The organism is Methanobrevibacter sp. (assembly GCF_017447225.1).
In the GTDB taxonomy this organism is placed as follows: Archaea; Methanobacteriota; Methanobacteria; order Methanobacteriales; family Methanobacteriaceae; genus Methanocatella.
On the sequence record NZ_JAFSNZ010000030.1, the window covers coordinates 1 to 22,733 of the forward strand.

Genomic DNA, 22,733 nt, shown 5'->3' on the forward strand with positions numbered 1-22,733 from the left:
GCAATTAAAACACTGTTCATTTGATTGGATCTAGTTTGAATTTCATTAACATAAAAATAAGATTTGTTGGTTAAATTATCCCAACCCCAAAATAAAGCATAATTTGCATTAGCTCTGATGTTATCAGGGAAAATTATATTAAAAGAATCGTCATTATTAAAAAAATCTTTTTGATTTGAAATATCTTTTAAAATTAAATTATTATTATTTGTGATTAGCTGAAAATTATTTTGACTATCACCAATGTTACTTTCATTTAAATAAATATTTTCTTCAATTAAATCATCTGAATTATTATCCGTATCCCCCGTATCTGAAACAGATGAAATAAAAGTAATATTATTTTCATCCAAAGTATCCTGAGTAGTACCATTGTACTCGGTAGCAGAAACACTTGAAATAAAAATAAAAACCATTAACAAACATGAAATTAATACCTTTTTATTCATATTATTTTCTCCAATTTTATTCAATTTATTAACATTTATTGATTTTAAATAAAGTAATATTTAAAATCTTCCAACTAACTAAAATTTAAATTTATAAATATATAATTATATTAAATAAAAATCTTATTTTAGTAAAATTAAAGTTAAAAGATAATTATTCATTATCCTTTAGAGATTCAACCATGTTTAATTTTTTAATTTTACCTGAAAACATCAAATTAACAAGAATTGAAATTACATAGGTAATCAAGAATGTTATTATCAATGTTTTAAGTGAAATGTGGGCATTCAGATAGAATGAATCCCCCATTGTTCCCCAGAGGTACTGCAGGACTTCACGGCCCAACGGAACACCGATTACAAATCCGATTGTCGTAAACCACAGGTTCTGAGTCAGCAACAGCTTTCTCAATTGAGAAGATTTGAAACCTAAAACCTTCAGTGTCGCAAATTCCCGTTTAATTTCAGTAAATGAGAGCAATCCAAGGTTGTACAATACAATAACGGACAGTAATGATGCAAAACCTGCAAGCAGATATATGACTGTCATTGATGATTCCATCATATCATCCCAACTGTCAGTTAGAGAATCCATTGAAAATACTGTTTTTACTCCAGTGTAGTTTTCATAGACATCATTTGAAGAGATTACGCTTGTTGTAGTGTAATTTAATCCCAAATCATCCAGTTTCTCTTTTGATATGATGATTCCCTGCGAAGTCGGATCTGAATGAATCTTATCAACGGTAGTGTTAACCCATTTATCTGAGCCCATTATATGCCATTTAACGGTATCTCCCTCTTTGACATCCAATAGCTGAGCCATCTTTTTAGAGAGTGACACTTCACTTTCTGAAATTTCTAAAGGATTTTTTTCATCATCTGTTGGAGTGTATAAATCGTTATCGTCAAGTACTGTGACAACACCCGATTTTTTAACGTCATCCGATTTGATTTCTATTGCACTTTCCATCAGCTTTTCGCCATCAACATCATCGACAATGTAGTCAATCTGTGATGATGTAACATTATCTTCCAGAACCAGTTTTGAGGAATAGTGATTTATATCTTCATATGACCATTCCTTCATCTCATCAAAGCCATCCATACATCCAAATGACGCTACAATGATTAATGTACATGCCAATACGCCGAAAATACTCATCAGTGCCCGGAATTTATTTCTTTTTGCATCACGATAATTCCAGCGCACATTGAATGAAAATTTCTTCCACAATCCCAGTTTTTCCAGAAATCCTGAAGTGGATACTTTTGGAACTTTTGGCCTTATTGCACTTGATGGAGATTCGTTTACAATGTTTCTGCATGCGAAGTATGAAATCAATGCAGCCAGGACAACCATCAGGACAGTTACAATAATAAAACTGATATTGAATCCCGTAAGCCAATATGGAATTGAATACAAATCAGCCATTTCATCAAACATTATCGGAGGCAATGTTAAAGGCCCTAAAATCAGCCCTAAAATGCTTCCAGCCAATACCATCCAGAATCCATAGGAAATATAATGAAACATTATTGTGCGATTTTTAAAACCTAAAGCCTTTAGAATACCTATTTGAGTTCTCTGATTGTTGATTATCCTTGTCATTGTTGTCAGTAATGTCAGCATAGCTATGACTATGAATATTACCGGAATGACATCAGTCATCATCTGGTGCTGTTCCGTTTCATCCTGGAACTCTGCGTAACTAGGATGCTGGGCTCTCGGCATGAATGTGGAGTAATCCCTTGTGAGGTCATCATCCAGCTGCTTTTCATAAGCTGATGAGTTTCCGTCATACTTAACAAGCAATACATTGTATGGAACATCACTTAATGGAAATGCCTTATATGACAGGTAAGCAAATCCCATTTTAGTATAATCAGGTATCATTGACGAATCGGATGTCTGATACAAGTGTTCGGGAGAATAACCCAATCCTTTGATTTCCTTTTCTATTGTTATCCCTTCAAATGTAAAAGAAATATTATCGCCAACGCTTAAATTTTTTGCTTCAGCGAAACGGGTGTCAAGCCATACTCCATCACCGTCAGAAAGATTAAACTCTTCACCTTTAACCAGATAAAACTGGGATATGTCATCATCCTCCAAAAAATGCAGCGTTATGTCAGGATCATTGTCAAAATCTGCTATCGAATTTACAGCCAGCTGACGTTCACTGTCCTTTGTAAGTGAGAGATTATTTACCTTATCCACGAAATCATCATCAAGGTTTGATGTGTAAATCCAGCCGTCAGCGAGATTTGTTTCGCCGTAATACTGGTTTGCAGTTTCTTCAAAACCGAATGATTCGGCTCCAAAACCTACGAATACATAAACACCCAAAAAGGCCATTAGAAAAATAGAGATAAACTGAATCTTGTGATTGCGGATATCTCTAAGCATTTTCTTGAACAGCATTTTATTCAACACCTTTGAGTGATTCCACCATGTCCAACTTCTTGATTTTTCTTGAAAACATCAGGTTAACAAGTATTGACAGTGCAAAGGTTATCACTGCAGTCAGTATGAAGTTTGAAATGGATATTGAAGGCAATATGTAGAATGAATCTCCTGAAGACTGCCACATTATATCCAAAATATAATAACCTACAGGAAGGCCTAAGATAAAGCCGATAGCTGTAAACCATAGGTTTTGTGTTAACAGCAATCTTCTAAGAGCGCTTGTCTTAAAGCCCAATACTTTCAATGTTGCAATTTCACGCTCGATTTCTGTAAATGACAGCAGTCCCAAGTTATAAAGCACTACAATTGCCAAAAGACATGCAAAGAATATCAAAATATAAACCAGAAGCATCATTGATTCTGTCATTTCATCCCAGCTTGAAGTCATGTCATCCATTGAATTGACAGCTTTGATGTCTGAATAGTTCTTATCAACATGTTCGGATGTGACTATGCTTGTTGGAGTGTAGTTCAAGTCCAAATCCTCCAGCTTGTCTGCAGACATTACGAATCCCTGTGAAATCGGATCTGCATGAATCTTATCTATTTTTGTGGATACCCATTTATCTGAACCCATAATATGCCATTTGACTGTATCACCGACACCAACATCCAGTAAGTCGGCCATCTTTTGTGAAATGGATACTTCATCATCGCCAATTTCTATTTCATTCCAGTCATAGTCTGTCGGAGTTACCAGGCTCGTGTCATTCAATACAAGTAGCGATCCGGACTTTTTGGCCGTGTCCGATTCGATTTCTATTGCGCCTTCCATCAGCTTGTCACCATTTACCTCATCTGCAATATCATCGACACTTGATATGCTTGCTTCATCATCAATGATTAACTTGGAGTCGTAATGGTTTATTTGTGAGTATTCCCATTCCTTCAAATCATGCATTCCGTCATACATTCCGAATGCGGAAACTAAAAGTGCAGTACATCCTATTACACCAATTATTGTCATTAATGCTCTGAACTTGTTTCTTTTGGCATCACGGTAATTCCAGCGAATATTGAAACCAAGTTTATTCCAGAAGCCCAGTTTTTCCACAAATCCTGATGATGAAATCTTAGGAGCCTTTGGTCTTATTGTATCTGCAGGATTTTCCTTGGAAATGCTTCTTACAGCCAAGAATGAAACCGCTAAAGATGACAATACCATCAATACAGCAACATAAACAAAGTTCATGCTCCATGCAGGTTTCCATTCAGGCAGAATGTATGTGGCACTCATGGACGGATAGAAGAGATTAGGCAATGTCAAAGGCCCTATAATCAGTCCCAAAATGGCTCCTGCCAGAACCAGCCAGAAACCGTATGAAACGTAATGGAATATTATGCCTCTGTTAGTGTAACCGACTGATTTTAAAATTCCTATTTGTGTTCTTTGATGAGCAATTATACGGGTCATTGTTGTCAGTAAAATCAAAAGAGCAATTAGAATAAATACTACGGGGAAAATGTCGCCCATCATTTTGTGCTGGTCCATTTCTTCTGAAAACTGTGAAACGCTTGGATGTTCGGACTGCTCAACGAATGAATTGTAATCACCGTCCAATTTATCTGAGAGCAAATCATTGTATTCAGTTGGACTTCCATCAAAGTCAACCAGTAAAACATTATATGGTACATCGCTTAACGGAAATGCCTTATATGAAAGGTATGCGAAACCTATTTTATTGAAATCCGGAATGATTGATGAGTCGGATGCGTGATATACATATTCCGGAGAATAGCCTAAACCCTTAATTTCCTTTTCAATCGTTACGCCATTGAAAGTGAATGAAATATTGTCTCCTACTTTTAAATGCTTGGCATCTGCAAATTCCTTATCAAGCCAGACACCATCCTCATCACTTACATTTACATCTTCACCTTCAAGCAGGTAGAATTTGGAAATTGTGTTGTTTTCTATAAAATGCAGCGTTATTTCGGGATCATTTGAAAAATCCGCTACCGAATCTATCACAAGCTGTCTTTCACTATCTTTTGTGGGTGACAGATTATTTACATCATCAACAAAGTCATCATCCAAGTTTGCTGAATAAATCCAACCGTCTGCCAGGTTTGTTGCATCATAATAGTCATTGACGCTAACCTCTAAACCAACGGATTCTCCTCCAACACCTGCGAATACAAAAACACCTAAAAAAGCCATTAGAAAAATAGATAGGAATTGTGTTTTATGCTTCGCGATGTCTCTCAACATCTTTTTAAAAAGCATACGCTCACCATTCAAGTTCGTCTACTTTTTTAGGATGTTCATTTATTGTGATATCTTCAATTTGGCCGTTTTTGATTCTGATTACCTTATCGGCAGCTTCAGCCAGAATCGCATTGTGGGTAACTATGATGACTGTAGTGTTTTTATTGTTACTCATTTCCTGAAGCAGGTTTAAAATCAGAACCCCTGTTTTTGAATCAAGTGCACCTGTCGGCTCGTCACATAAAAGCATTGCAGGTTGCTTTGCAACAGCTCTTGCAATTGATACCCTTTGCTGTTCACCTCCGGACAGTTGTGCAGGGAACTGATTGGCATGACCTGTCAATCCAACGGAATCAAGCACCGCATTTCCGTCGATATTGACGTCAACGATATCCTTCATCAGCTCGACATTTTCGATAGCTGTCAGGTTAGGAATAAGATTGTAAAATTGAAAAATAAAACCAACATTTTTAGCACGGTATTTGGTTAATTCATTGTCATTGAAGTTTTCTACATGTTCACCGTTTACAATAATCTGACCGCTTGTTGTTGAATCAAGTCCTCCTAAAAGATTTAAAAGGGTTGATTTTCCCGCACCGGACGGTCCGAGAATTACAACAAATTCTCCTTCATCTATTGTAAAGTTAACATTATCCATTGCTCGCAAGACATGGTCTCCGGATTTATATTCCTTAACCACATCTTTAAATTCTATTAATGTGCTCATTAAATTTTCTCCCGTATTAATTTATTTATTAATTTATAATATATAAAAAGTAATATATAATATTTAGGTAAACCTAAATAAATATGAAAATTGGATAAAAAATGGGAAAAAACATTAATTATCCAAAGTTAAATTTGCCATTCACCACTTAAATTTTGTAAATCAACCATCTTTTTAAACAGACCATCATTTGATAATAATTCTTCAGGTGAACCCTGTTCTGCAATTTTTCCATCATCAAGAACAACAATCTTATCGGCATTTGCTATTGTACGCATCCTATGTGCGATGATAATAACTGTCTTGTTTTTGATTAGCTCAGATAATGCCTTTTGGATTTTGGATTCATTTTCAACATCCAAAAATGATGTGGCCTCATCCAATAGAATCACATTGGCATCCTTTAAAAGAGCCCTTGCAATGGAAATTCTCTGTCTTTGACCGCCTGAGAGAAGTTCACCGTTTTCACCGATTACTGTATCATATCCTTCAGGAAGCTTGGATACGAACTCTTCACATTCTGCAAGTCTGGCCGCTTCAATAACTTCCTCATCTGTTGCATCTTTTCGGCCAACTCGAATATTTTCAAGAATTGAATTGTTGAATAATATTACATCCTGGAAAACAATTGAGAAGTTCTCCAAAAGCTTTTCTGAATCCAATTTTGATAGGTTCTGGCCTCCAAGTGAAACCTCACCTGAAACCGGATCCCAGAATCTTGCGGCAAGTTTTGATACGGTGGATTTACCTCCTCCTGACGAACCTACAAGAGCTGTGACCTCACCCTGCTTTGCAGTGAATGTGATATCTGATAAAACATCTTTTAAATCATCATAATTGAAATTGACATTTTTAAATTCAACATCATATCCATCCAAGGAATAGTCTGTCATTCCGCTTTCCACAACGAGACTTTCAATTTCAGTGGTTCTGTCAATCTTATTGTCCATCATGAAAATTTCTGCTAAAAACATCAGTCCGTTTTCTAATGGATTATAAACTGTTGCGGAAGCTATTAAAAATATTAAAAGTGTGAAAATGGATATCTGTGAATTCATAATCAGATATGAACCCAAAAGAATTACAGACACAATTCCAAGGTTCAATACAACCTTACCTATGATTACACCTGCTGCAGACATCAGTTCTGATTTGAGTCTTGATTTTTCCACATTGGAAGTTAAATTACTAATTTTAGCATAGTATTCTCCTTCATAATTGTATGATTTCAAATCCCTTATTGATTCTATGCATTCCTGCATTGCATCTCCGCAATTAAGCAAATCTCCCATGACAAGATTTCCGCCTTTGTAGATGAGTTTTTTTGAAATGAATAATATTATGAATGCCACAGGAACGACCCATAAAAGTGCAATAGCCAATCTCCAATCAAATATCAACAATCCGATTGAAACAATACATAATGAACAGATTGATCCTAAAAGTTGAGGCACTGCATGGGAGAATACATGCTCCAGGTCAGTGCAGTCATTCATGATTGTTGCAGTTAAGTCAGCCAAGTCCCTGTTTTCAAAAAAGGACAATGGGAGCTTTCTTAAGTTTTCACCGAGATTGATTCTTCTGTTTTCACTTTCGACATATGTTGTGTTGAATACAAAATGATACTGTTTCCATGCAAAGGCAAAGATAATTCCAAGAACAATTAGAATCAAAACTATAAACATTCCAAGATTTGGATCTATAATCTCACCGCCTGTTAACGGCTCCAGCCACATGTAAATCAGCAGGGCATACAATCCTACTGGAAACATTAATGAAATGTTCATCAACGCTGTGTAAATGATTCCTTTGATCAGATTGTCGGAACCTTCTTTTGTAAGTCCGAAACGTTTAGTGAAAAATTCTGAAATCATTATATCACCTCGCTTTTTACTTTCCATTTTATGGACTGGTTGAATTCATCCCACATTCTAGCATAGATTCCTTTATTTTCAACCAGGAACTCATGGTTTCCTTTCTCAACAATTCTTCCATTATCCACCACATAGATTCTGTCAACATTTTTGACTGTGGACAACCTATGGGCAATCATGATAACAGTTTTATCTTTTGTAATTTCTGATATTGCCTTTTGAATCATGTACTCATTTTCCGGGTCGGCCAGTGCTGTGGCTTCATCCAAAATAATGATTGGTGCATCCTTAAGTATTGCTCTTGCAAGAGCTATTCTTTGCTGCTGACCTCCTGAAAGATAGGTTCCCTCGCTTCCGATGACTGTATCGATTCCGTCCGGAAGCTCATCGATGATATCATCGCATTGTGCCAGGCTGAGGGCCTTTTTAACATCTTCCCTTGAAGCGCCTTTGCGGCCGATTGCAACATTGTTGTAAATGGAATCCTTGAATAATGTGGTATTCTGGAATACGAAGGATATGTTTTCCATCAGCTCTTTGGTTGATATGTCTCTTACATCAACGTCCCCCACTTTAATTGAACCATGATTTACGTCCCAAAATCTTGGAATTAATGAGGCTATGGTGGTTTTACCTCCTCCGGACGGTCCGACCAATGCAACGGACTCATTTTCATTTATCTTTAAGCTTATGTCATTTAAGATGTGTTCATCACCATCATTTTGCCCATAGTCAAAATAAACGCCTTCAAATTCAATTGAATGGTTTTTAGGCTTTTGAGGATTTGCCGCTTCCACTAAAGGCTCTTCATTCAGTATGGCTTCAATTCCGTCCAATGCATAACTTGCAAGCATCCAATCCTGTGAAACTGTCATGATTTTGTTCATCATAACGGCACATATTGGTGTGAATATTATGTAGAACATGAAATTGGCGAAAAACTTCACATCCACAAGAGATCCCGCAAGCAGAATACCTGCAGGAATCAGCAATGCAAAAAATCCGTTGATTGACACGGTAAATGCGGTCATCGGAAGCTGAGTTGACAGTGAGTACTCAGCTGAGAACTTCCCATAGTTTCTGATTGCATTTATGAAATTCTTGAATGAATATACACTTTGCTGGAAGGCCTTGGTGACCGGAATTCCCCTGACATATTCTACCGCTTCGGCATTCATCTCTTCGAGATACTTCTGATATTCTTCCATAATGTTTTGAGATTCCTTTGAAAACATCGGATACATGAATACGAAACATAATATTATTGGAATCAGACATATCAATCCTAAAAGCCAGTCAAAACTGAACAATAATATTAGAAATGCTATCGGAGTTACAATTGCTCCTGTCAAGTCAAACAGCTGATGAGCCAAAAATGTTTCGGTTTTTGTTGTACTGTAATCAATTACTTTTCTCAAACCACCGCTTGTATGGTTTGAAAAGTATCCTAACGGCAGCTTGAGCAGATGCTTCATGGCTGCATCTTTCATGTTTTTCTCATTTTTAAATGCAGATAAGTGGGTGCCCATCAAACCGAAAAAGTTCAGGACAATTCCCAATACCGCGAAAGTAAATGCTCTGATTGCATAGACATCCAGGTTTTGCGCCTGTGTAAAGTCCGGTGCAACCATCAAAAGAGCATTTACAACATCCCAAATATAGATAAATGGAACCAGTAAGCAAATTGCACTTAAAGCAGATAGAAACATGCCTAAAAAGGATAAATATTTATAGTTACCTGAATAACTGAGTAATCTGAAAAATTTATTTTTATTTTTACTTTCTGACATTAATATCGCCTTAAAATATTATTTAGGCTTACCTAAAAATTTAAAATTAACCTGAAAAGGCAAAACAATAAACATATTCTAAAAAACCAATAAAGAACAAACTTATATTATTTTTGCAAAAAATGATTAAATAAACCTATATTTAATATAAACTATAATTTAAATTAATATATAAATATTTTTGAACTGAAAAGTCAATAAATATACCAAAAAGACAAAAATTATTTTCTGTAATCTGAAGGTGTGCAGCCGACATAATCCTTAAATGCCTGGCTGAATTTTGAAGGTGAAGAATATCCCACCATCCTTGATATATCTGAAATGGAATGAGACCCCTCATCAATCAGTTTGCATGCATAATCCAGCCTGTACTCCTTTCTCCATTTATAGATAGGCTTGCCGTAAACCTCCTTAAAGCAATTTTTAAGAGTGGTTTTGCTGATGTTATACTTATCTGAAAGCTCATCAATAGTAATTTTGCTTTCCAAATTAAGCATTAAATCATTTTTAACCATTTCAACTATCTTAACCTGCTTTTTTGAAAGTGAAATATTATCTGAAGTAGTGAAATTAGTAATTGAGAAAAACAATAATAATTCAAGACACTTAAGCTTATAATAAGGTAATTTAATCCTATTTTCCACATTATAGAGTTCGCCGATAACATGGTCGATTTTCTCATTGGAGCGAATCAGGACGTATCCGTTTGATTTTTCCAGGCTTTCATAAAATTCAATCAAATCAAAATCAGGAATATAATTCTTTATATGATCGTTAGCCACATCGATGTCAATGAAAATCTCCAGACCCTTATAGAAACCCAAAGGAAAATCCGATACCGTCTTTGTTAACTCGTAAATGCTGATGCACAAATCCCCTTTCCCAAAATAGATTATTTTATCGTCATCCACACTATAGGAATATCTGCCGCTTAAGCAATGATTGATTTCAAGCAAACGGGAAGGAAGCTTCTCTTCAACGTAAATGTCATCATAATGCTCCAGATTAATGTCAATGAATGCAATAACGATGCCAGGGAACAGGGAATATGTTTCAAGTTTTCCGTATTGGCCTAAATCAATAGTTTTATTATCATCACCACCAATTAAAGCATAATCAGTCACAAAGACATTCTCAAATAATCCATAAAGATTTTCATTCATATGAATAGTTTTATTAACAATACATATAAAACATTTCAAAACATATAATTATATTATAATAAAAGTTTAGGAAAAATCCAAAATGTCATTTAGAAAAGATGAAATGTTAGTAATGCCTGCAGTAGACATCAAGAACGGAAAATGTGTGCAGCTGGTTCAGGGCCAACCCGGTAGTGAAATGGTTGAAATAGAAAATCCGGAAAAGGTGGCGCTTCATTGGGAAAATGAAGGAGCCAAAAACATCCATGTCATTGACTTGGACGGCACGATTGACGGAAAAACCAGTTTGCCTGTGATTAAAAAGATTCTAAAGGAAGTTTCAGTACCGATACAGTTAGGCGGAGGAATCCGGGATGTCGAATATGCAAAAGAGCTCCTTGATTTGGATATTGAAAGGCTAATAATCGGAACCATGGGGATTCAAAACCCGGAAACGATAACCACATTATCTGATGAATACGGATCTGAGAGAATCATGATTTCCCTTGACAGCAAAGACAATAAGGTTGTCATCAAAGGATGGCAGGAAAAAATCGACAAAAGCCCTGCTGAGATTTCAAATGAGTTTAAGGAGCATGGCGCAGGAAGCATTTTATTTACCAATGTTGATGTGGAAGGCCTTTTGGGCGGATTTTATACAGATCCTGTAATTGAGCTTAAAAATTCTGTGGATTTACCTATAGTCTATTCAGGCGGAATTACAACAATAAATGACATTAAAAAGCTAAATGAAAGTGGTGTGGAAGGAGTTGTAATCGGTTCTGCACTTTATAAAAATAAGATTGACTTAAAAGAAGCATTGAAATACCAGAAGAGGTAGAATATAATGAAAAAAGTAATGGCAAGCGGAACATTTGATTTATTGCACCCGGGACATGGCGTTTACCTCCAGGAAGCCAAAAACCTTGGAGGATACAATTCCAAGCTTTATGTTGTAGTTGCAAGAGACTCCACAGTAGAGAAAAGAAAAAGAGTCCCTATTGTTGGTGAAAATCAACGCTTGGAATTGATTAAAATGCTAAAACCTGTTGATGAAGCTTATTTAGGTAACGAAGAAGGAGATATCTTTAAAATTGTAAAAGAGATTGATCCTGACATTATAGCTATCGGACCAGACCAGACACACAATGTGGAAAAACTCCAGAAAGCGATTGATGAGAGAGGTCTTAAGGCCCGTGTTCAAAGAGTCAAGGTTTATCATAAGGATGAACTTGACAGCAGCTGTAAGATTATTAAAAAGATTAAGAATACCGATTTTGAGGGAAAAATTTTAGATAACTGTGAATAGAGGGATAATAATGTTTAAAGTAGCAATAATTGGAGCAAGCGGATATACTGGCGGAGAACTTTTAAGAATGCTGTTGAACCATCCTGAAGTGGAGGTTACAGACATTACTTCAAGACAATACGACGGTACTCCGGCACATAAGATTCATCCGCACATAAGAGATTCAGGACTTGAATTCAAAAACAAAAGTCCGTCTGATTTGGATGCTGATGTCGTGTTTACTGCAACACCTCACGGAGCATCAATGAAAATCGTGCCTGAACTGTTGGATGCGGGCATGAAAGTGGTTGATTTAAGTGGAGACTACAGATACCGCGATACTGAAGTCTATGAAAAATGGTATGGAATGGAACACACAGACAAGGAAAACAAAGGTGCATTCGGGCTTCCTGAATTATACAGGGATGAAATCAAAAAGGCAAAACTTGTTGCAAATCCAGGATGCTTCCCGACAGGCGCAATCCTATCATCATACCCGTTAGTAAAAAACAATCTTGTTGACAGAATAGTAATTGATTCAAAAACAGGGGTCAGCGGAGCTGGAGTAAATCCTAGTTCCACCACACATTACCCGAATATTGCTGATAACGTTAATCCATATAAGATTTCATCACACAGACACATGTCAGAAATACAGCAGGAATTGCATGGATTTGATGATGTGAAAGTATCATTCACACCACATCTGGTTCCTGTAAACAGAGGAATCCAAACAACAAGCCACAGCTTCCTTATTGAAGACATAACACCTGAAGAGTTAAGAAAATTCTATGAAAAAGAATATGGTGATGAATATTTCATCAAATTAATGGACGAAGGAGAAATTCCTCATTTAAGTTCAGTCAGAGGATCAAACTTCGTACATATCGGAGGATTTGAAATAGATGAAACCGGAAGAGTAGTGATGTTATCTGTAATAGATAACCTCGTAAAAGGTGCATCAGGACAGGCCATTCAGAATATGAACATATTGCTTGGACTTGATGAAAGCACAGGCCTTACACACTTCGGACTTCATCCTTAAAAAAAAGAGGGATAATATGAAAACTTTGATAGTATATTTTTCAAGCGGAGGGAGTACAAAAATTGTTTCAAGAACCCTTTCAATGAACTTGAAAGCAGACATTATTGAAATTAAAGATTTGAAAGACAGAAAAGGATTTGGAAAAAGATTATTGTCATCAATTGAAGCGTTCAGGGAATCAAAAACTAAAATTTCTCCCGAAAAGATTGATTTCACAGATTATGATTTGATTTATCTTGGCACTCCTACCTGGGCAAACAACCCTGCTCCGGCAATAATAACCCTTGTTGACAATTGCGACTGGAAAGGAAAAGATGTCATAATATTTACAACATTGACCAACAGCGGCGGAGATTCTGCCCTTGAAAGATTGGAAGAAAAAGTATCCCTGCGCGGTGGAAGAGTGATTAAAAGCTTTTCAATAATTACAAAGGACAAAACTCCTGAAGATTTAATTAATGATACTGAAGCAGCAATTAATGCTTCAGATTTAAAGATGTACGGTGTATAAAAATGAAATCCGAGTTGAAAATTAAAGCTATTGAGAACGGAACTGTGATTGACCATATTACAGCAAACAAGTCCCTGCATATCCTTAAGATATTGGGCCTTCCGGATGATGACATTATCAACGTTACTGTAGCGATGAACGTTTCCTCAAAAGAAACCGGCAGAAAAGATATTGTAAAAATTGAAAACAGAGAAATTGACCATCAGGAACTGAACCAGATTGCATTAATCGCTCCGAAAGCTACAATCAACATCATCAAGGATTATAAAGTTGTAAAAAAAGACCAGATTATACTTCCGGAAGTAATCACATCCCTCATCAAATGTACCAATGAAAAATGCATTACAAATTATGAGAATGAACCGATTACTTCAAGGTTTAATGTTATTGAATCCCAACCGCCGGTTTTAAGATGCCATTACTGTGAAAAATTAATAAAAAATGAAGATATCGAAAAACAATTCGAATAATCTTCTTACTTATTTTTTAGATAATCTGCCAAACGTTTGGACAGGGCAAGTATCGTCAGTATCGGAGGTTTTCCCGGAGATACAGGCAATACACTTGCATCACTTACAAAAAGCCCTTCGATTTCAGTTTCCTGATTGGAATCGACTATTTTTCCGATAGGTGCTGTTCCTCCAGGGTGTGCTCCCCTGTAAACTGTAGAACCTATGGTGTTTGGATCAACTCCTGCCTTTTCAAGGATGAATCCTGCAGTTGCAACCCCTTCAGCCAGATATCTTATGTCATTGATTGTATTGATTTTAACAACATCACCGTCGTCGTCAACATAACCTTTGCCGTCATCTGCAGTCTTTACCATGATACTTAAGATATCTTTGTCGTCAACTTTCACATCATCAATGTTTCCTTTTATGAATGATGAAAAGTGAGGAGACAGGACGAAGTTTTTGCCAATGACAAGACCTGCCATTTGAACTTCAGTATTGAAGTTAATGTCTTTTAGATATCCGCCAACAGATACGAAGGGATCAAAGAAGAGTTCACGTCCGGCATCAATTCCTGCAGTTCTCAAAATCAGTGCGGAGCCTATTGCACCGGCTGAGAGAACAACAGTATCTGATAAAAGAGACTCTTCAGAACCATCTTTTATATATTTAACGCCTTTGATTTTGGAATCTTCAACAATCAATTCATATACTTCAGCTTCCGTTATCAGTTCGGCACCGTTTTCAACTGCCATATCAACAAAGTACTTTCCGGACCATTTTGCATCGGCAGGACATCCGAATGCACATTTTCCGCATTGAATACAGTCCTTTTCCCTAATTGCTTTAGGCATTTTAAGGGTATTCAATCCGAGTTCACGACCGGCATCCAAAAATAGTTGCGTTCCTCTGCCGATATGTGAGTCATCAAGCTGATGTACGCCAATAAGCTCTTCAACATATTCATATTCTTCAGTTATATCTATATCATAGTCGTGCAACTCCTCATCCAAAGCATGAACCATATTTGACATTGAAACGATAGTGGCTCCGCCGATACATGTGGTTGTCAGCAGGTCAACATCCTCACTGTATTTGTCATAATAGTTGAAGGCGTCCTTTGAATGAATGTACGGACCTTTTTCAACAATGGTAACCGGAATGTTTTCCTTAGCCAATTCATATGCAATGATTGCTCCTCCAGCACCAGTACCAACAATAATAACCATAAAAAATCACCAACATTAAATTTATATCAATTGTTATATTTTGTAGTTTCTACTATAAATATTATGAAATTCAAAATATTTAATGATTGAACTTTTGGAGCGATAGAATGGAAGAATACATTAACTTATTTGAAAAAGTTATAGAAAAAACAATTCCTAAAGTTGACTATATTGATATAAGAGCAGGAAAAGGTAACAGTACATCAATATTAATGAAAGATGGAGAAATCGATGAAATAAACACAGGAATGAGCATATCCGCAAGAATAAGAGTACTAAAAAACGGAGCTTGGGGATTTGCATACACAACAGACATCTCAAAGTTTGATGAAATCACCGAAACCGCATTAAAGCTTTCAAACTCCCTAAAAGGAGATGTTGAATTAGCTGAAAGTGACATTATAAAAGACAAAATAGCAACTGACGTTAAAATACCATTTGAAGATATTTCAATTGAAGAAAAACAGGAAATCATGAAAACTGCCAGCGACAGCGCCACATTCGACGGAGTGAACAGTACAACTGTCGGATATGGAGACATAGAAAGCAATGAACTGTTCATGAACAGCGAAGGCAGCGAAGTTCAGGTAAAAACAAGCCGTGTGCGAATGGCACTGAATGCAACCGCAACAGACGGACAGATAATCCAATTCGGACACGGAAGCATCGGAGGAGTCAAAGGATTCGAAGTGATTTCAGATAAGGATATTGAAGAGTTCGGAAGAACTATAGGGGACAAAGCAAACAGACTGCTTAAAGCCGAACCTGCACCATCAGGCAAATTCAAAATAATAGCTGATCCGGAACTCACGGGAGTGATGATACATGAAGCACTAGGCCATGCGACTGAAGCAGATTTAATATTACAAAACGATTCCATTCTCAAAAACAGATTAAACACAAAAATAGCTTCAGACATAGTCAATATCTTCGATGACGCAACAATAAAAGACGGATTCGGATATTACCCGTATGATGTGGAAGGAGTTAAAACAAAACCAAATCAATTAGTAAAAGACGGTGAATTAGTTTCCCTACTTTCCTCAAGAGAAACAGCATCAAAACTGAACATGAAATCCTCAGGAAATGCAAGATCAATAATTGCCGATGCACCGATTGTAAGAATGAGTAATACTTACCTGCAGCCGGGAGACATGACATTTGAAGAACTGATAGAAGACATTCCTGACGGAATTTACCTGAAAGGCTCAAGAGGCGGACAGGTAGATACCGGTAAAGGAATATTCCAGTTCAATGCAGCCGAAGGATTTAAAATTGAAAACGGAGAACTTACAACCCCACTGCGTGACGTATCCCTATCCGGAAACATCCTGGAGACATTAAACAATGTTGATGCATTGGGAAATGATTTCAAATTGAGTGTCGGTTTCTGCGGAAAAGACGGACAGACCGCACCAGTCGGAGACGGCGGACCGCACACAAGAATTATAGGCGCAATGGTTGGAGGAAGCAACTAGGTGATAACATGATAAGCGAAGAAAACGGACAATATTTACTGGAAATTGCAAAGCAAACAGTTGCAACATATCTGGAAACAAACAGAAGACCATTAATTCCCCAAGATTGTCCTGAAGAACTGAAACAGGAACTGGGAGTATTTGTAACAATCAACAAGAAAAAAAGACTAAGAGGATGCATAGGATATCCGGAACCTGTCAAAAGCCTAATCGAATCAACAATCGATGTGGCAATAGCAGCAGCATTCGAAGATCCGAGATTTCCTGAACTGAAAGAAGAAGAGTTTGGTGATATCGAATTTGAAGTGACCGTGCTCACCCAGCCGGAACTGATTGAAGTTGCACATCCTAATCAATACTTTGACGAAATAGAAATAGGAAGAGACGGATTGATTATCCAAAAAGGATATGCAAGAGGTCTTTTGTTACCGCAGGTGGCTCCGGAAAACGGATTTACAAAAGAAGAATTTTTAGACCACACATGCATGAAAGCAGGAATCAGTGCCGACAGTTGGATGGATGAAAGCTGTGACGTCTATAAATTCCAAGGACAGATTTTTAAATAATTAAAACAATAATTTAATGGCCGGAAAATACATCATCACATCCAAGTATGATGAAACGAGAATTGTAAACACAATAACTATTAAGGATTAATTAATTTAATCCTTTTCTTTTTTTATTAACCACAACACACACCAAAATCTGCTGCAGAAATGGCATACTTTACAGACTATTTTTCTGAATAATATTTTAAGAATACCTCCAATTAAATGAAAACTTTTTTAAAAACTAAAAATAAAATATACTTACTTAAATATACAACCTTATCCACAAATTTAATTAACCTGCCAAATCTAAACTATAGTATAGAAAGGTTTAAGAGAAAAATAATTAATTAAGATTTAATGTGATATAAATGATGGCACCATCGGAAATATCAATTACTTATAATTTGTTCTCGCTTAACAGTTTATTAAATCAAAAAAAATTAAAGTAATACATTTATCACGTTGGCTGAAGTGTAGAAAATATTATATATTATTTATTTGATAATAATAATTAAGAAATTTTTCTTTTGCAAATGGAATTTTTTATAATTTATATAAATTTTTCTTTTGCAAATGGAATTTTTTATAATTTATATAAATTTTTCTTTTATAAGATGAATTTGTTGAGTTGATTTGAATGGTGGATAAATTAATCAAACGTGATGAATATGTTAACAAATTAAAAGATTATGTCAATACTGATTTTGTTAAGGTTTATATTGGAATTAGAAGATCAGGTAAGACCAGCTTAATGCACAATATTATAGATGAACTTAAATTAATGGGCGTAAAGGATGAAAATATAATTTTCATTTCCTTTGAATCACGAGAATATTCATATATCGACAATACACAACAATTGGATGAAATCATTTTTAATAAAACAGAAAACATTGAAGGGAAAGCATATCTCTTTTTTGATGAAATCCAACAGGTAAAAGGATGGGAAAAATCCATCAACACATACAGGGTTTCTATTGACTGTGACATATACATTACAGGTTCAAATTCAAAATTGTTATCAGGCGAACTGGCAACACTGCTGACCGGAAGATATCTCACAATCAACGTTTATCCATTCTCATTTAAAGAGTTTTTACAATATAAAAATGAAATAGAAGGAATAGAACTAACAAAAGATACAATTAATGAACTTTATGATGATTACTTTAACTTTGGAGGTATGCCAGGTATTCTATCATTGGGCAGTGATGAATTTAGAAATTTAGCTCTGAAAGATATTTTCAACTCAATATTGTTTGAAGATGTAGTATCTCGATTTAAAATAAATAACATTGATTTGTTGCAGCGATTCAGTCGATATATGATTAGTAGCACAGGAGAAATATTTTCATCCAAAAGCATAAAGAACTATTTAAAAAGCAATAACATCTATACATCTCAAGATACCTTACTTAAATATAATGAATATTTAAAACAATCCTTTTTCATTTCAAAATGCAAATGTTTTGAACTTAAAGGAAAAAAAGAAATGAAAATACTTGGAAAATATTATCTGACTGATCATGGATTCCACCATGCATTAATCGAAGACAACATCTTAAAAGTAACTAAAATATTAGAAAACATTGTTTATGTTGAACTGCTTCGAAGAGGATATAAAGTAAATGTCGGTAGAAACCCCGACAATACTGAAGTCGATTTTGTTTGTGAAAAATCAGGCAAATACAAATATGTTCAAGTTTCCTACAGGTTAACAAATGAAAAAACACTAAATCGTGAAATCACTCCATTATTAAGAATTCCGGATAAATATGAATCAATATTAATAACAACTGAGGACCATAACTTTTCTAAAGATGGTGTTAAACATTTAAACATTATCGATTTTTTACTTGGAGATTTATAAAACAAATAATACCTACTAAATACTCAACATTATCCGCAAATTTAATTAACCTGCCAAATCTAAACTATAGTATAGAAAGGTTGAGAGAGAAAAAATAATTAATTAATATTTAATGTGATTACAATGATGGCACCATAGAAAATATCAGTTACTTATTATTTGTTCTCGCTTAACAGTTTATTAAATCAAAAATAAACAAAAATTTATAATCCTACCATTAATAGAATCATTATTTTTAATGATGATTCACCAAATCAAATCTGAAAAAAATATTATTTGAATTATCACTGCAATGTTAATGAAAACATCATAAATAAATTATAAAAATTTTTTAGCTTCTGCTATGAATTCTTCGGCTTGTTTAATTCTTTTTCTGGCAATTCTTTCATCAATTTCATCGATTGCATCATAATCTGCATTTTCACGTTGCGCTTGTGTAGATGCTAGATACTTATATTTTTCATATGAAAATTCATCTTCTTTAACATAATGCAAATTAAATAAATGAATTAAACCTGCATGAGTTTTAGGAGCTTTAATTCCTTTTTTAAGAATTAATGCTTTGGCTACTAAAAACATTGCATAATAAGATAAACTAACAGCATCCGAATAATCATCCATAGAATATGCTGTTTTTGCAAGAATTAGTTTTTTGTTAGATTTATCAAAGAATGCTTGAGTTTCATCCAATTTCAACACCTTCTGAAAGAACATTACTTAAAAAAGAAAAATGCTGAGTACTATTGAATCTTTCTTCAGACATGATGTGGGCTGAAATCAATTCGTTTTTATCATGCATAATCCAAGCCACTTCATCATCAATTTGGTCTTCAATTTTTTCAGGAAAATTAGATACAATCAAAATATCTATATCAGATTCATGAGTATCTTCACATCGGGCAACAGATCCAAATAAAATTATTTTAAGTATATATCTTGAATTTATTGTCTTTGCAAACTCCTGAGCAATTTCATACCTATTGTTCATAAACAATCACCAACGATTATGCATATAATAACTTATTTCAATTTCATTAATAATAAATATTTTTGAAGTGCGACTTTATGAAAATACACAAATATGTTTGAAAGTTAGAATATTTTTATAGACATATATCATTTTTAATTCTGCCAACTAGAAATAGATAACAGAAATATTTAAATGTTAAATTTCAAAAAAAAAGTAGTATAAAGATAGGCGAGTACTACAACTATCACATAAGTTTTCATATAAACTACCTCAATTATTTTAATTAATACTATTTTACTTTTTAAAATTATAAATAATTAGCTATTTTGGAAGCTACAAAAAATAGGAATTAATAGATAATGGTGAAATATATATTAACAATATTGTCATTAATGTGTAGATATTAAAAACTAGAATTCTACTTTTATCATGAAGGTAATTTATACTCTTTGCCAGTTGCTTTTAATTATCTCGGAAAGTTTAATGTTTGGATTTCTGTATCTCTCATTTGGATTGGCTTCATCATTTATTGTTAGTGTATGTGTTTTGCAATGGTGGATGCAGCCTAAACAGAAATCACATGTATCTCCAAAATAAGGCTTTTCATCAATAAGTTCAATATTTCCTCTTGGACATACTTTAGTGCATACTTCACACCCACTGCAGTCTTCTCCAACTTGGATGTGATATTTTTCAGTCATTGTAGTTTCCAATACAACTTCAATATTCTCAACATCCGTAAAAAGTTCCTTATCCAAAATATATTCCTTTTTGGTAAGAATGTCATCCTTGATTTTTTCAATCTCATCAATGATGTTTAAATCTTTTTTCAATTCGATTTCATCAGCCATGTCAAACACAGGAAGGAAATTATCAACCATTAACACTGAATTTGTGTAGTTAACATTAATGCCCCTTTTGTTGAATGTTTCCTTCATTATTCGAAGAGCATTCTGATCGCCGTCTCTTCCATAGGATGTTATCAAAAACAAATAGTCAGTTTTGATGTTGACCTTTTCAACAAATTCCCTAATCAGTTTCGGGGAAGTTGCAAAAAAAACTGGAAAGATGATTCCTACAGCATCATCTTCAATGTTAAATTCATTGGCTTTCACAAGTTGAGGAATGCTGATTAAATCCCCTCCAAAGTGTTTTGCAATGAATAGATTATTTCCGGTTGAGGTATAATACAATATTTTCATTTTTAATCAAAAAAGAATTTAAAGAAAGCATTTATTCGGGATAAATACTTTCCGGTTGGTTATCTAAATCTATAATATATTTGTTTTCAAGGTTTTCAGGACCTAATGGAGTGTGTGTTGACAGATACACTGTAGGATTGTTTTTGATGAATTCACGTACATTGTCTAATGTTTCCCTTGCCTTTTCGATGTCTTCAAAAACTATGGACAGCTTGTTTGCATAGAGTGCTTCATCAGTATATGTTATATCTCCATGAATCATGTAGAATAAATCATCATCTTCCACAATAACTATGCTGTTTCCGGTAGTGTGGCCTATTGCCTGAATAAGATATACTCCGTCAACAATTTTTTCGGCTTTTGGGAAATTCTTATAAATGGTTTCATAATTAACTGTTATGATGTTGTCGCCATCAAGTTTTAACTCTTCTGCTTCTGTTTTTGACAGGTATATTTTAGCATTCGGAAATTTTGACAATTCACCGGAATGGTCCGGATGTTTGTGTGTTAAAAGAATTCTTGATACATCTTCCACTTTGTAACCTAATTTTTCCAATGCTTCCACATAACTGCTTATTAGCTCCCCATTGTAGATTGGAGTTGAATCATCAGGTTCGGGAATAGCCAATCCTTCAGGAATTCCAGTATCTACAAGAATTATTTCATCTCCTGTATCAATCAGATAATTTTGAATGCTTGCCCGATATTTAATGGATGCATCGAAATTTTCCATTCCCTCTTCACCGCCAAAAGCAAAGGCCTGATTCATGAATCCATTTTTAAATGTTTTAACAGCTTTAATCTCCATTTTCCCCACCTAATAAATAAGTTTATTCAGCAGCTGGACCGTTGATTAACAATTGTGTCAGATAGTTTTGTTTTCCAATCATTTTGCATAGGTCTAATTGCTGTTCGCTCCAGTACATGTCTTCCTCTTCATCCTTGAGATATACTTTCATCAAATCATAAGTGGTTGCATCAAAGATTCCGGAATCCATTACTTCGTTTAAAAATGCAATTCCCTCAACTGATACGTTATAGTCATATTCTATGAACTCAACAATGTCTTTGTATATAGGTTTTGCTTCCTGTGCTTCCTGTTTGATTTCTCCACCCAAATCGAGGATTCTGTCCATGAACTGTTCTACGAAATCCATTTCTTCGGTTGCATGTGCAATATATTTGTCTCCTAGGGACGGAAATCCTAATCCTGCAAATATTTTAGCTTGAATTCTGTGTCCAAATGAATTTGCAGACAATCCAGTTACAATAGCTTGCAATACTTCAATAGTTTTTTCTTTGTCAGCCATGATTTTCACCTTTTAAGTAATAATCTACTTAAGTATCTTAAGTATAAGAGGAATACTCATTACTCCATAAATCATTAATTTTCTTATTTTTCTAATTTTACTTGATTTCCCGCTCCCATAGTGGAAATTACGACTTTTTCGCCACTTAAATTTTAAAAAATAAATA

The 22,733-nt window shown here is 34.9% G+C and carries 21 protein-coding genes; 8 read left to right on the forward strand and 13 right to left on the reverse strand.

All coding sequences use genetic code 11. The annotated features are described in order from the left end of the window. The 7 genes from IJQ68_RS02565 to IJQ68_RS02595 all read right to left on the reverse strand — a co-directional run. Window positions 1–449, reverse strand: a 449-nt coding sequence (locus tag IJQ68_RS02565) for a hypothetical protein (RefSeq protein WP_292796557.1), incomplete at its 3' end; no start/stop codon positions are given. A gap of 154 nt (window positions 450–603) precedes the next feature. Continuing rightward, the gene (locus IJQ68_RS02570) at window positions 604–2,874 is read right to left on the reverse strand and encodes an ABC transporter permease (protein ID WP_292796559.1); all 2,271 of its coding nucleotides are present in this window, start codon (window positions 2,872–2,874) and stop codon (window positions 604–606) included. 1 nt (window position 2,875) lies between these two features. Next, window positions 2,876–5,146, reverse strand: coding sequence for an ABC transporter permease (locus IJQ68_RS02575; RefSeq protein WP_292796561.1), 2,271 nt, complete (start codon window positions 5,144–5,146; stop codon window positions 2,876–2,878). A gap of 4 nt (window positions 5,147–5,150) precedes the next feature. Then, a complete protein-coding gene (locus tag IJQ68_RS02580) occupies window positions 5,151–5,855 on the reverse strand; it encodes an ABC transporter ATP-binding protein (RefSeq protein ID WP_292796564.1) in 705 nt (234 codons plus the stop codon). Window positions 5,856–5,983: 128 nt separating this feature from the next. Next, complete coding sequence (locus tag IJQ68_RS02585; protein ID WP_292796566.1) at window positions 5,984–7,729, reverse strand: ABC transporter ATP-binding protein; 1,746 nt, start codon at window positions 7,727–7,729, stop codon at window positions 5,984–5,986. Then, the gene (locus IJQ68_RS02590) at window positions 7,729–9,519 is read right to left on the reverse strand and encodes an ABC transporter ATP-binding protein (protein WP_292796568.1); all 1,791 of its coding nucleotides are present in this window, start codon (window positions 9,517–9,519) and stop codon (window positions 7,729–7,731) included. Before IJQ68_RS02590 ends, IJQ68_RS02585 begins: the two co-directional genes overlap by 1 nt. A 221-nt stretch (window positions 9,520–9,740) precedes the next feature. After that, window positions 9,741–10,682, reverse strand: coding sequence for an AraC family transcriptional regulator (locus tag IJQ68_RS02595; RefSeq protein WP_292796570.1), 942 nt, complete (start codon window positions 10,680–10,682; stop codon window positions 9,741–9,743). 82 nt (window positions 10,683–10,764) lie between these two features. Between IJQ68_RS02595 and hisA the strand changes: the two genes are divergently transcribed. Genes hisA through pyrI form a run of 5 tightly spaced genes read left to right on the forward strand, consistent with a single transcriptional unit; the run spans window position 10,765 to window position 13,975 of the window. Then, window positions 10,765–11,502: a 1-(5-phosphoribosyl)-5-[(5-phosphoribosylamino)methylideneamino]imidazole-4-carboxamide isomerase gene (gene hisA / locus IJQ68_RS02600; RefSeq protein WP_292796572.1), complete on the forward strand. Its 738-nt coding sequence runs from the start codon at window positions 10,765–10,767 to the stop codon at window positions 11,500–11,502. A gap of 6 nt (window positions 11,503–11,508) precedes the next feature. Then, the gene (locus tag IJQ68_RS02605; RefSeq protein WP_292796574.1) at window positions 11,509–11,970 is read left to right on the forward strand and encodes an FAD synthase; all 462 of its coding nucleotides are present in this window, start codon (window positions 11,509–11,511) and stop codon (window positions 11,968–11,970) included. Window positions 11,971–11,980: 10 nt separating this feature from the next. Beyond that, window positions 11,981–12,994: an N-acetyl-gamma-glutamyl-phosphate reductase gene (gene argC / locus IJQ68_RS02610; protein WP_292796576.1), complete on the forward strand. Its 1,014-nt coding sequence runs from the start codon at window positions 11,981–11,983 to the stop codon at window positions 12,992–12,994. A 16-nt stretch (window positions 12,995–13,010) separates the two neighbouring features. After that, window positions 13,011–13,505: a flavodoxin gene (locus IJQ68_RS02615; RefSeq protein WP_292796578.1), complete on the forward strand. Its 495-nt coding sequence runs from the start codon at window positions 13,011–13,013 to the stop codon at window positions 13,503–13,505. Between the two features lie 2 nt (window positions 13,506–13,507). Further along, the gene (gene pyrI / locus IJQ68_RS02620) at window positions 13,508–13,975 is read left to right on the forward strand and encodes an aspartate carbamoyltransferase regulatory subunit (RefSeq protein WP_292796580.1); all 468 of its coding nucleotides are present in this window, start codon (window positions 13,508–13,510) and stop codon (window positions 13,973–13,975) included. 5 nt (window positions 13,976–13,980) lie between these two features. On the opposite strand, the gene IJQ68_RS02625 is transcribed toward pyrI, so the two are convergent. Further along, on the reverse strand, window positions 13,981–15,186 hold the full coding sequence (locus tag IJQ68_RS02625) for a GMC family oxidoreductase N-terminal domain-containing protein (RefSeq protein ID WP_292796582.1): 1,206 nt from the start codon (window positions 15,184–15,186) through the stop codon (window positions 13,981–13,983). A gap of 107 nt (window positions 15,187–15,293) precedes the next feature. Between IJQ68_RS02625 and IJQ68_RS02630 the strand changes: the two genes are divergently transcribed. The 3 genes from IJQ68_RS02630 (at window position 15,294) to IJQ68_RS02640 (ending at window position 19,085) form a co-directional block, all read left to right on the forward strand. After that, window positions 15,294–16,664, forward strand: coding sequence for a TldD/PmbA family protein (locus IJQ68_RS02630; protein WP_292796584.1), 1,371 nt, complete (start codon window positions 15,294–15,296; stop codon window positions 16,662–16,664). A gap of 8 nt (window positions 16,665–16,672) precedes the next feature. After that, window positions 16,673–17,230: a TIGR00296 family protein gene (locus tag IJQ68_RS02635; RefSeq protein WP_292796586.1), complete on the forward strand. Its 558-nt coding sequence runs from the start codon at window positions 16,673–16,675 to the stop codon at window positions 17,228–17,230. Between the two features lie 622 nt (window positions 17,231–17,852). Further along, the gene (locus IJQ68_RS02640; RefSeq protein ID WP_292796588.1) at window positions 17,853–19,085 is read left to right on the forward strand and encodes an ATP-binding protein; all 1,233 of its coding nucleotides are present in this window, start codon (window positions 17,853–17,855) and stop codon (window positions 19,083–19,085) included. Between the two features lie 318 nt (window positions 19,086–19,403). Here the strand turns inward: IJQ68_RS02640 and IJQ68_RS02645 are convergent, their stop codons facing one another. The 5 genes from IJQ68_RS02645 to IJQ68_RS02665 all read right to left on the reverse strand — a co-directional run bounded on the left by IJQ68_RS02645 (window position 19,404) and on the right by IJQ68_RS02665 (window position 22,567). Further along, entirely contained in the window at window positions 19,404–19,775 is a 372-nt protein-coding gene (locus IJQ68_RS02645) for a HEPN domain-containing protein (protein ID WP_292796590.1), read from the reverse strand. After that, entirely contained in the window at window positions 19,768–20,073 is a 306-nt protein-coding gene (locus tag IJQ68_RS02650) for a nucleotidyltransferase domain-containing protein (RefSeq protein WP_292796592.1), read from the reverse strand. The genes IJQ68_RS02645 and IJQ68_RS02650 overlap by 8 nt, the downstream gene beginning before the upstream one ends. 422 nt (window positions 20,074–20,495) lie before the next feature. After that, window positions 20,496–21,257 carry an EFR1 family ferrodoxin gene (locus tag IJQ68_RS02655; RefSeq protein ID WP_292796594.1) on the reverse strand — a complete coding sequence of 254 codons (762 nt, stop codon included), beginning with the start codon at window positions 21,255–21,257 and terminating at the stop codon, window positions 20,496–20,498. A gap of 31 nt (window positions 21,258–21,288) precedes the next feature. Continuing rightward, window positions 21,289–22,065: an MBL fold metallo-hydrolase gene (locus tag IJQ68_RS02660; RefSeq protein WP_292796596.1), complete on the reverse strand. Its 777-nt coding sequence runs from the start codon at window positions 22,063–22,065 to the stop codon at window positions 21,289–21,291. 22 nt (window positions 22,066–22,087) lie between these two features. Next, the gene (locus IJQ68_RS02665; RefSeq protein WP_292796598.1) at window positions 22,088–22,567 is read right to left on the reverse strand and encodes a bacterioferritin; all 480 of its coding nucleotides are present in this window, start codon (window positions 22,565–22,567) and stop codon (window positions 22,088–22,090) included. Window positions 22,568–22,733 lie beyond the last annotated feature (166 nt).

Excerpts from the sequence above, each read along its gene's own strand:
- hisA (WP_292796572.1), top strand. The coding sequence starts at position 10,765 with ATGTCATTTAGAAAAGATGAAATGTTAGTAATGCCTGCAGTAGACATC.
- IJQ68_RS02595 (WP_292796570.1), bottom strand. The coding sequence starts at position 10,682 with ATGAATGAAAATCTTTATGGATTATTTGAGAATGTCTTTGTGACTGAT.
- IJQ68_RS02580 (WP_292796564.1), bottom strand. The coding sequence starts at position 5,855 with ATGAGCACATTAATAGAATTTAAAGATGTGGTTAAGGAATATAAATCC.
- pyrI (WP_292796580.1), top strand. The coding sequence starts at position 13,508 with ATGAAATCCGAGTTGAAAATTAAAGCTATTGAGAACGGAACTGTGATT.
- IJQ68_RS02605 (WP_292796574.1), top strand. The coding sequence starts at position 11,509 with ATGAAAAAAGTAATGGCAAGCGGAACATTTGATTTATTGCACCCGGGA.
- argC (WP_292796576.1), top strand. The coding sequence starts at position 11,981 with ATGTTTAAAGTAGCAATAATTGGAGCAAGCGGATATACTGGCGGAGAA.
- IJQ68_RS02570 (WP_292796559.1), bottom strand. The coding sequence starts at position 2,874 with ATGCTGTTCAAGAAAATGCTTAGAGATATCCGCAATCACAAGATTCAG.
- IJQ68_RS02635 (WP_292796586.1), top strand. The coding sequence starts at position 16,673 with ATGATAAGCGAAGAAAACGGACAATATTTACTGGAAATTGCAAAGCAA.
- IJQ68_RS02575 (WP_292796561.1), bottom strand. The coding sequence starts at position 5,146 with ATGCTTTTTAAAAAGATGTTGAGAGACATCGCGAAGCATAAAACACAA.
- IJQ68_RS02615 (WP_292796578.1), top strand. The coding sequence starts at position 13,011 with ATGAAAACTTTGATAGTATATTTTTCAAGCGGAGGGAGTACAAAAATT.
- IJQ68_RS02590 (WP_292796568.1), bottom strand. The coding sequence starts at position 9,519 with ATGTCAGAAAGTAAAAATAAAAATAAATTTTTCAGATTACTCAGTTAT.
- IJQ68_RS02585 (WP_292796566.1), bottom strand. The coding sequence starts at position 7,729 with ATGATTTCAGAATTTTTCACTAAACGTTTCGGACTTACAAAAGAAGGT.
- IJQ68_RS02640 (WP_292796588.1), top strand. The coding sequence starts at position 17,853 with ATGGTGGATAAATTAATCAAACGTGATGAATATGTTAACAAATTAAAA.
- IJQ68_RS02650 (WP_292796592.1), bottom strand. The coding sequence starts at position 20,073 with ATGAACAATAGGTATGAAATTGCTCAGGAGTTTGCAAAGACAATAAAT.
- IJQ68_RS02665 (WP_292796598.1), bottom strand. The coding sequence starts at position 22,567 with ATGGCTGACAAAGAAAAAACTATTGAAGTATTGCAAGCTATTGTAACT.
- IJQ68_RS02625 (WP_292796582.1), bottom strand. The coding sequence starts at position 15,186 with ATGGTTATTATTGTTGGTACTGGTGCTGGAGGAGCAATCATTGCATAT.
- IJQ68_RS02630 (WP_292796584.1), top strand. The coding sequence starts at position 15,294 with ATGGAAGAATACATTAACTTATTTGAAAAAGTTATAGAAAAAACAATT.
- IJQ68_RS02655 (WP_292796594.1), bottom strand. The coding sequence starts at position 21,257 with ATGAAAATATTGTATTATACCTCAACCGGAAATAATCTATTCATTGCA.
- IJQ68_RS02660 (WP_292796596.1), bottom strand. The coding sequence starts at position 22,065 with ATGGAGATTAAAGCTGTTAAAACATTTAAAAATGGATTCATGAATCAG.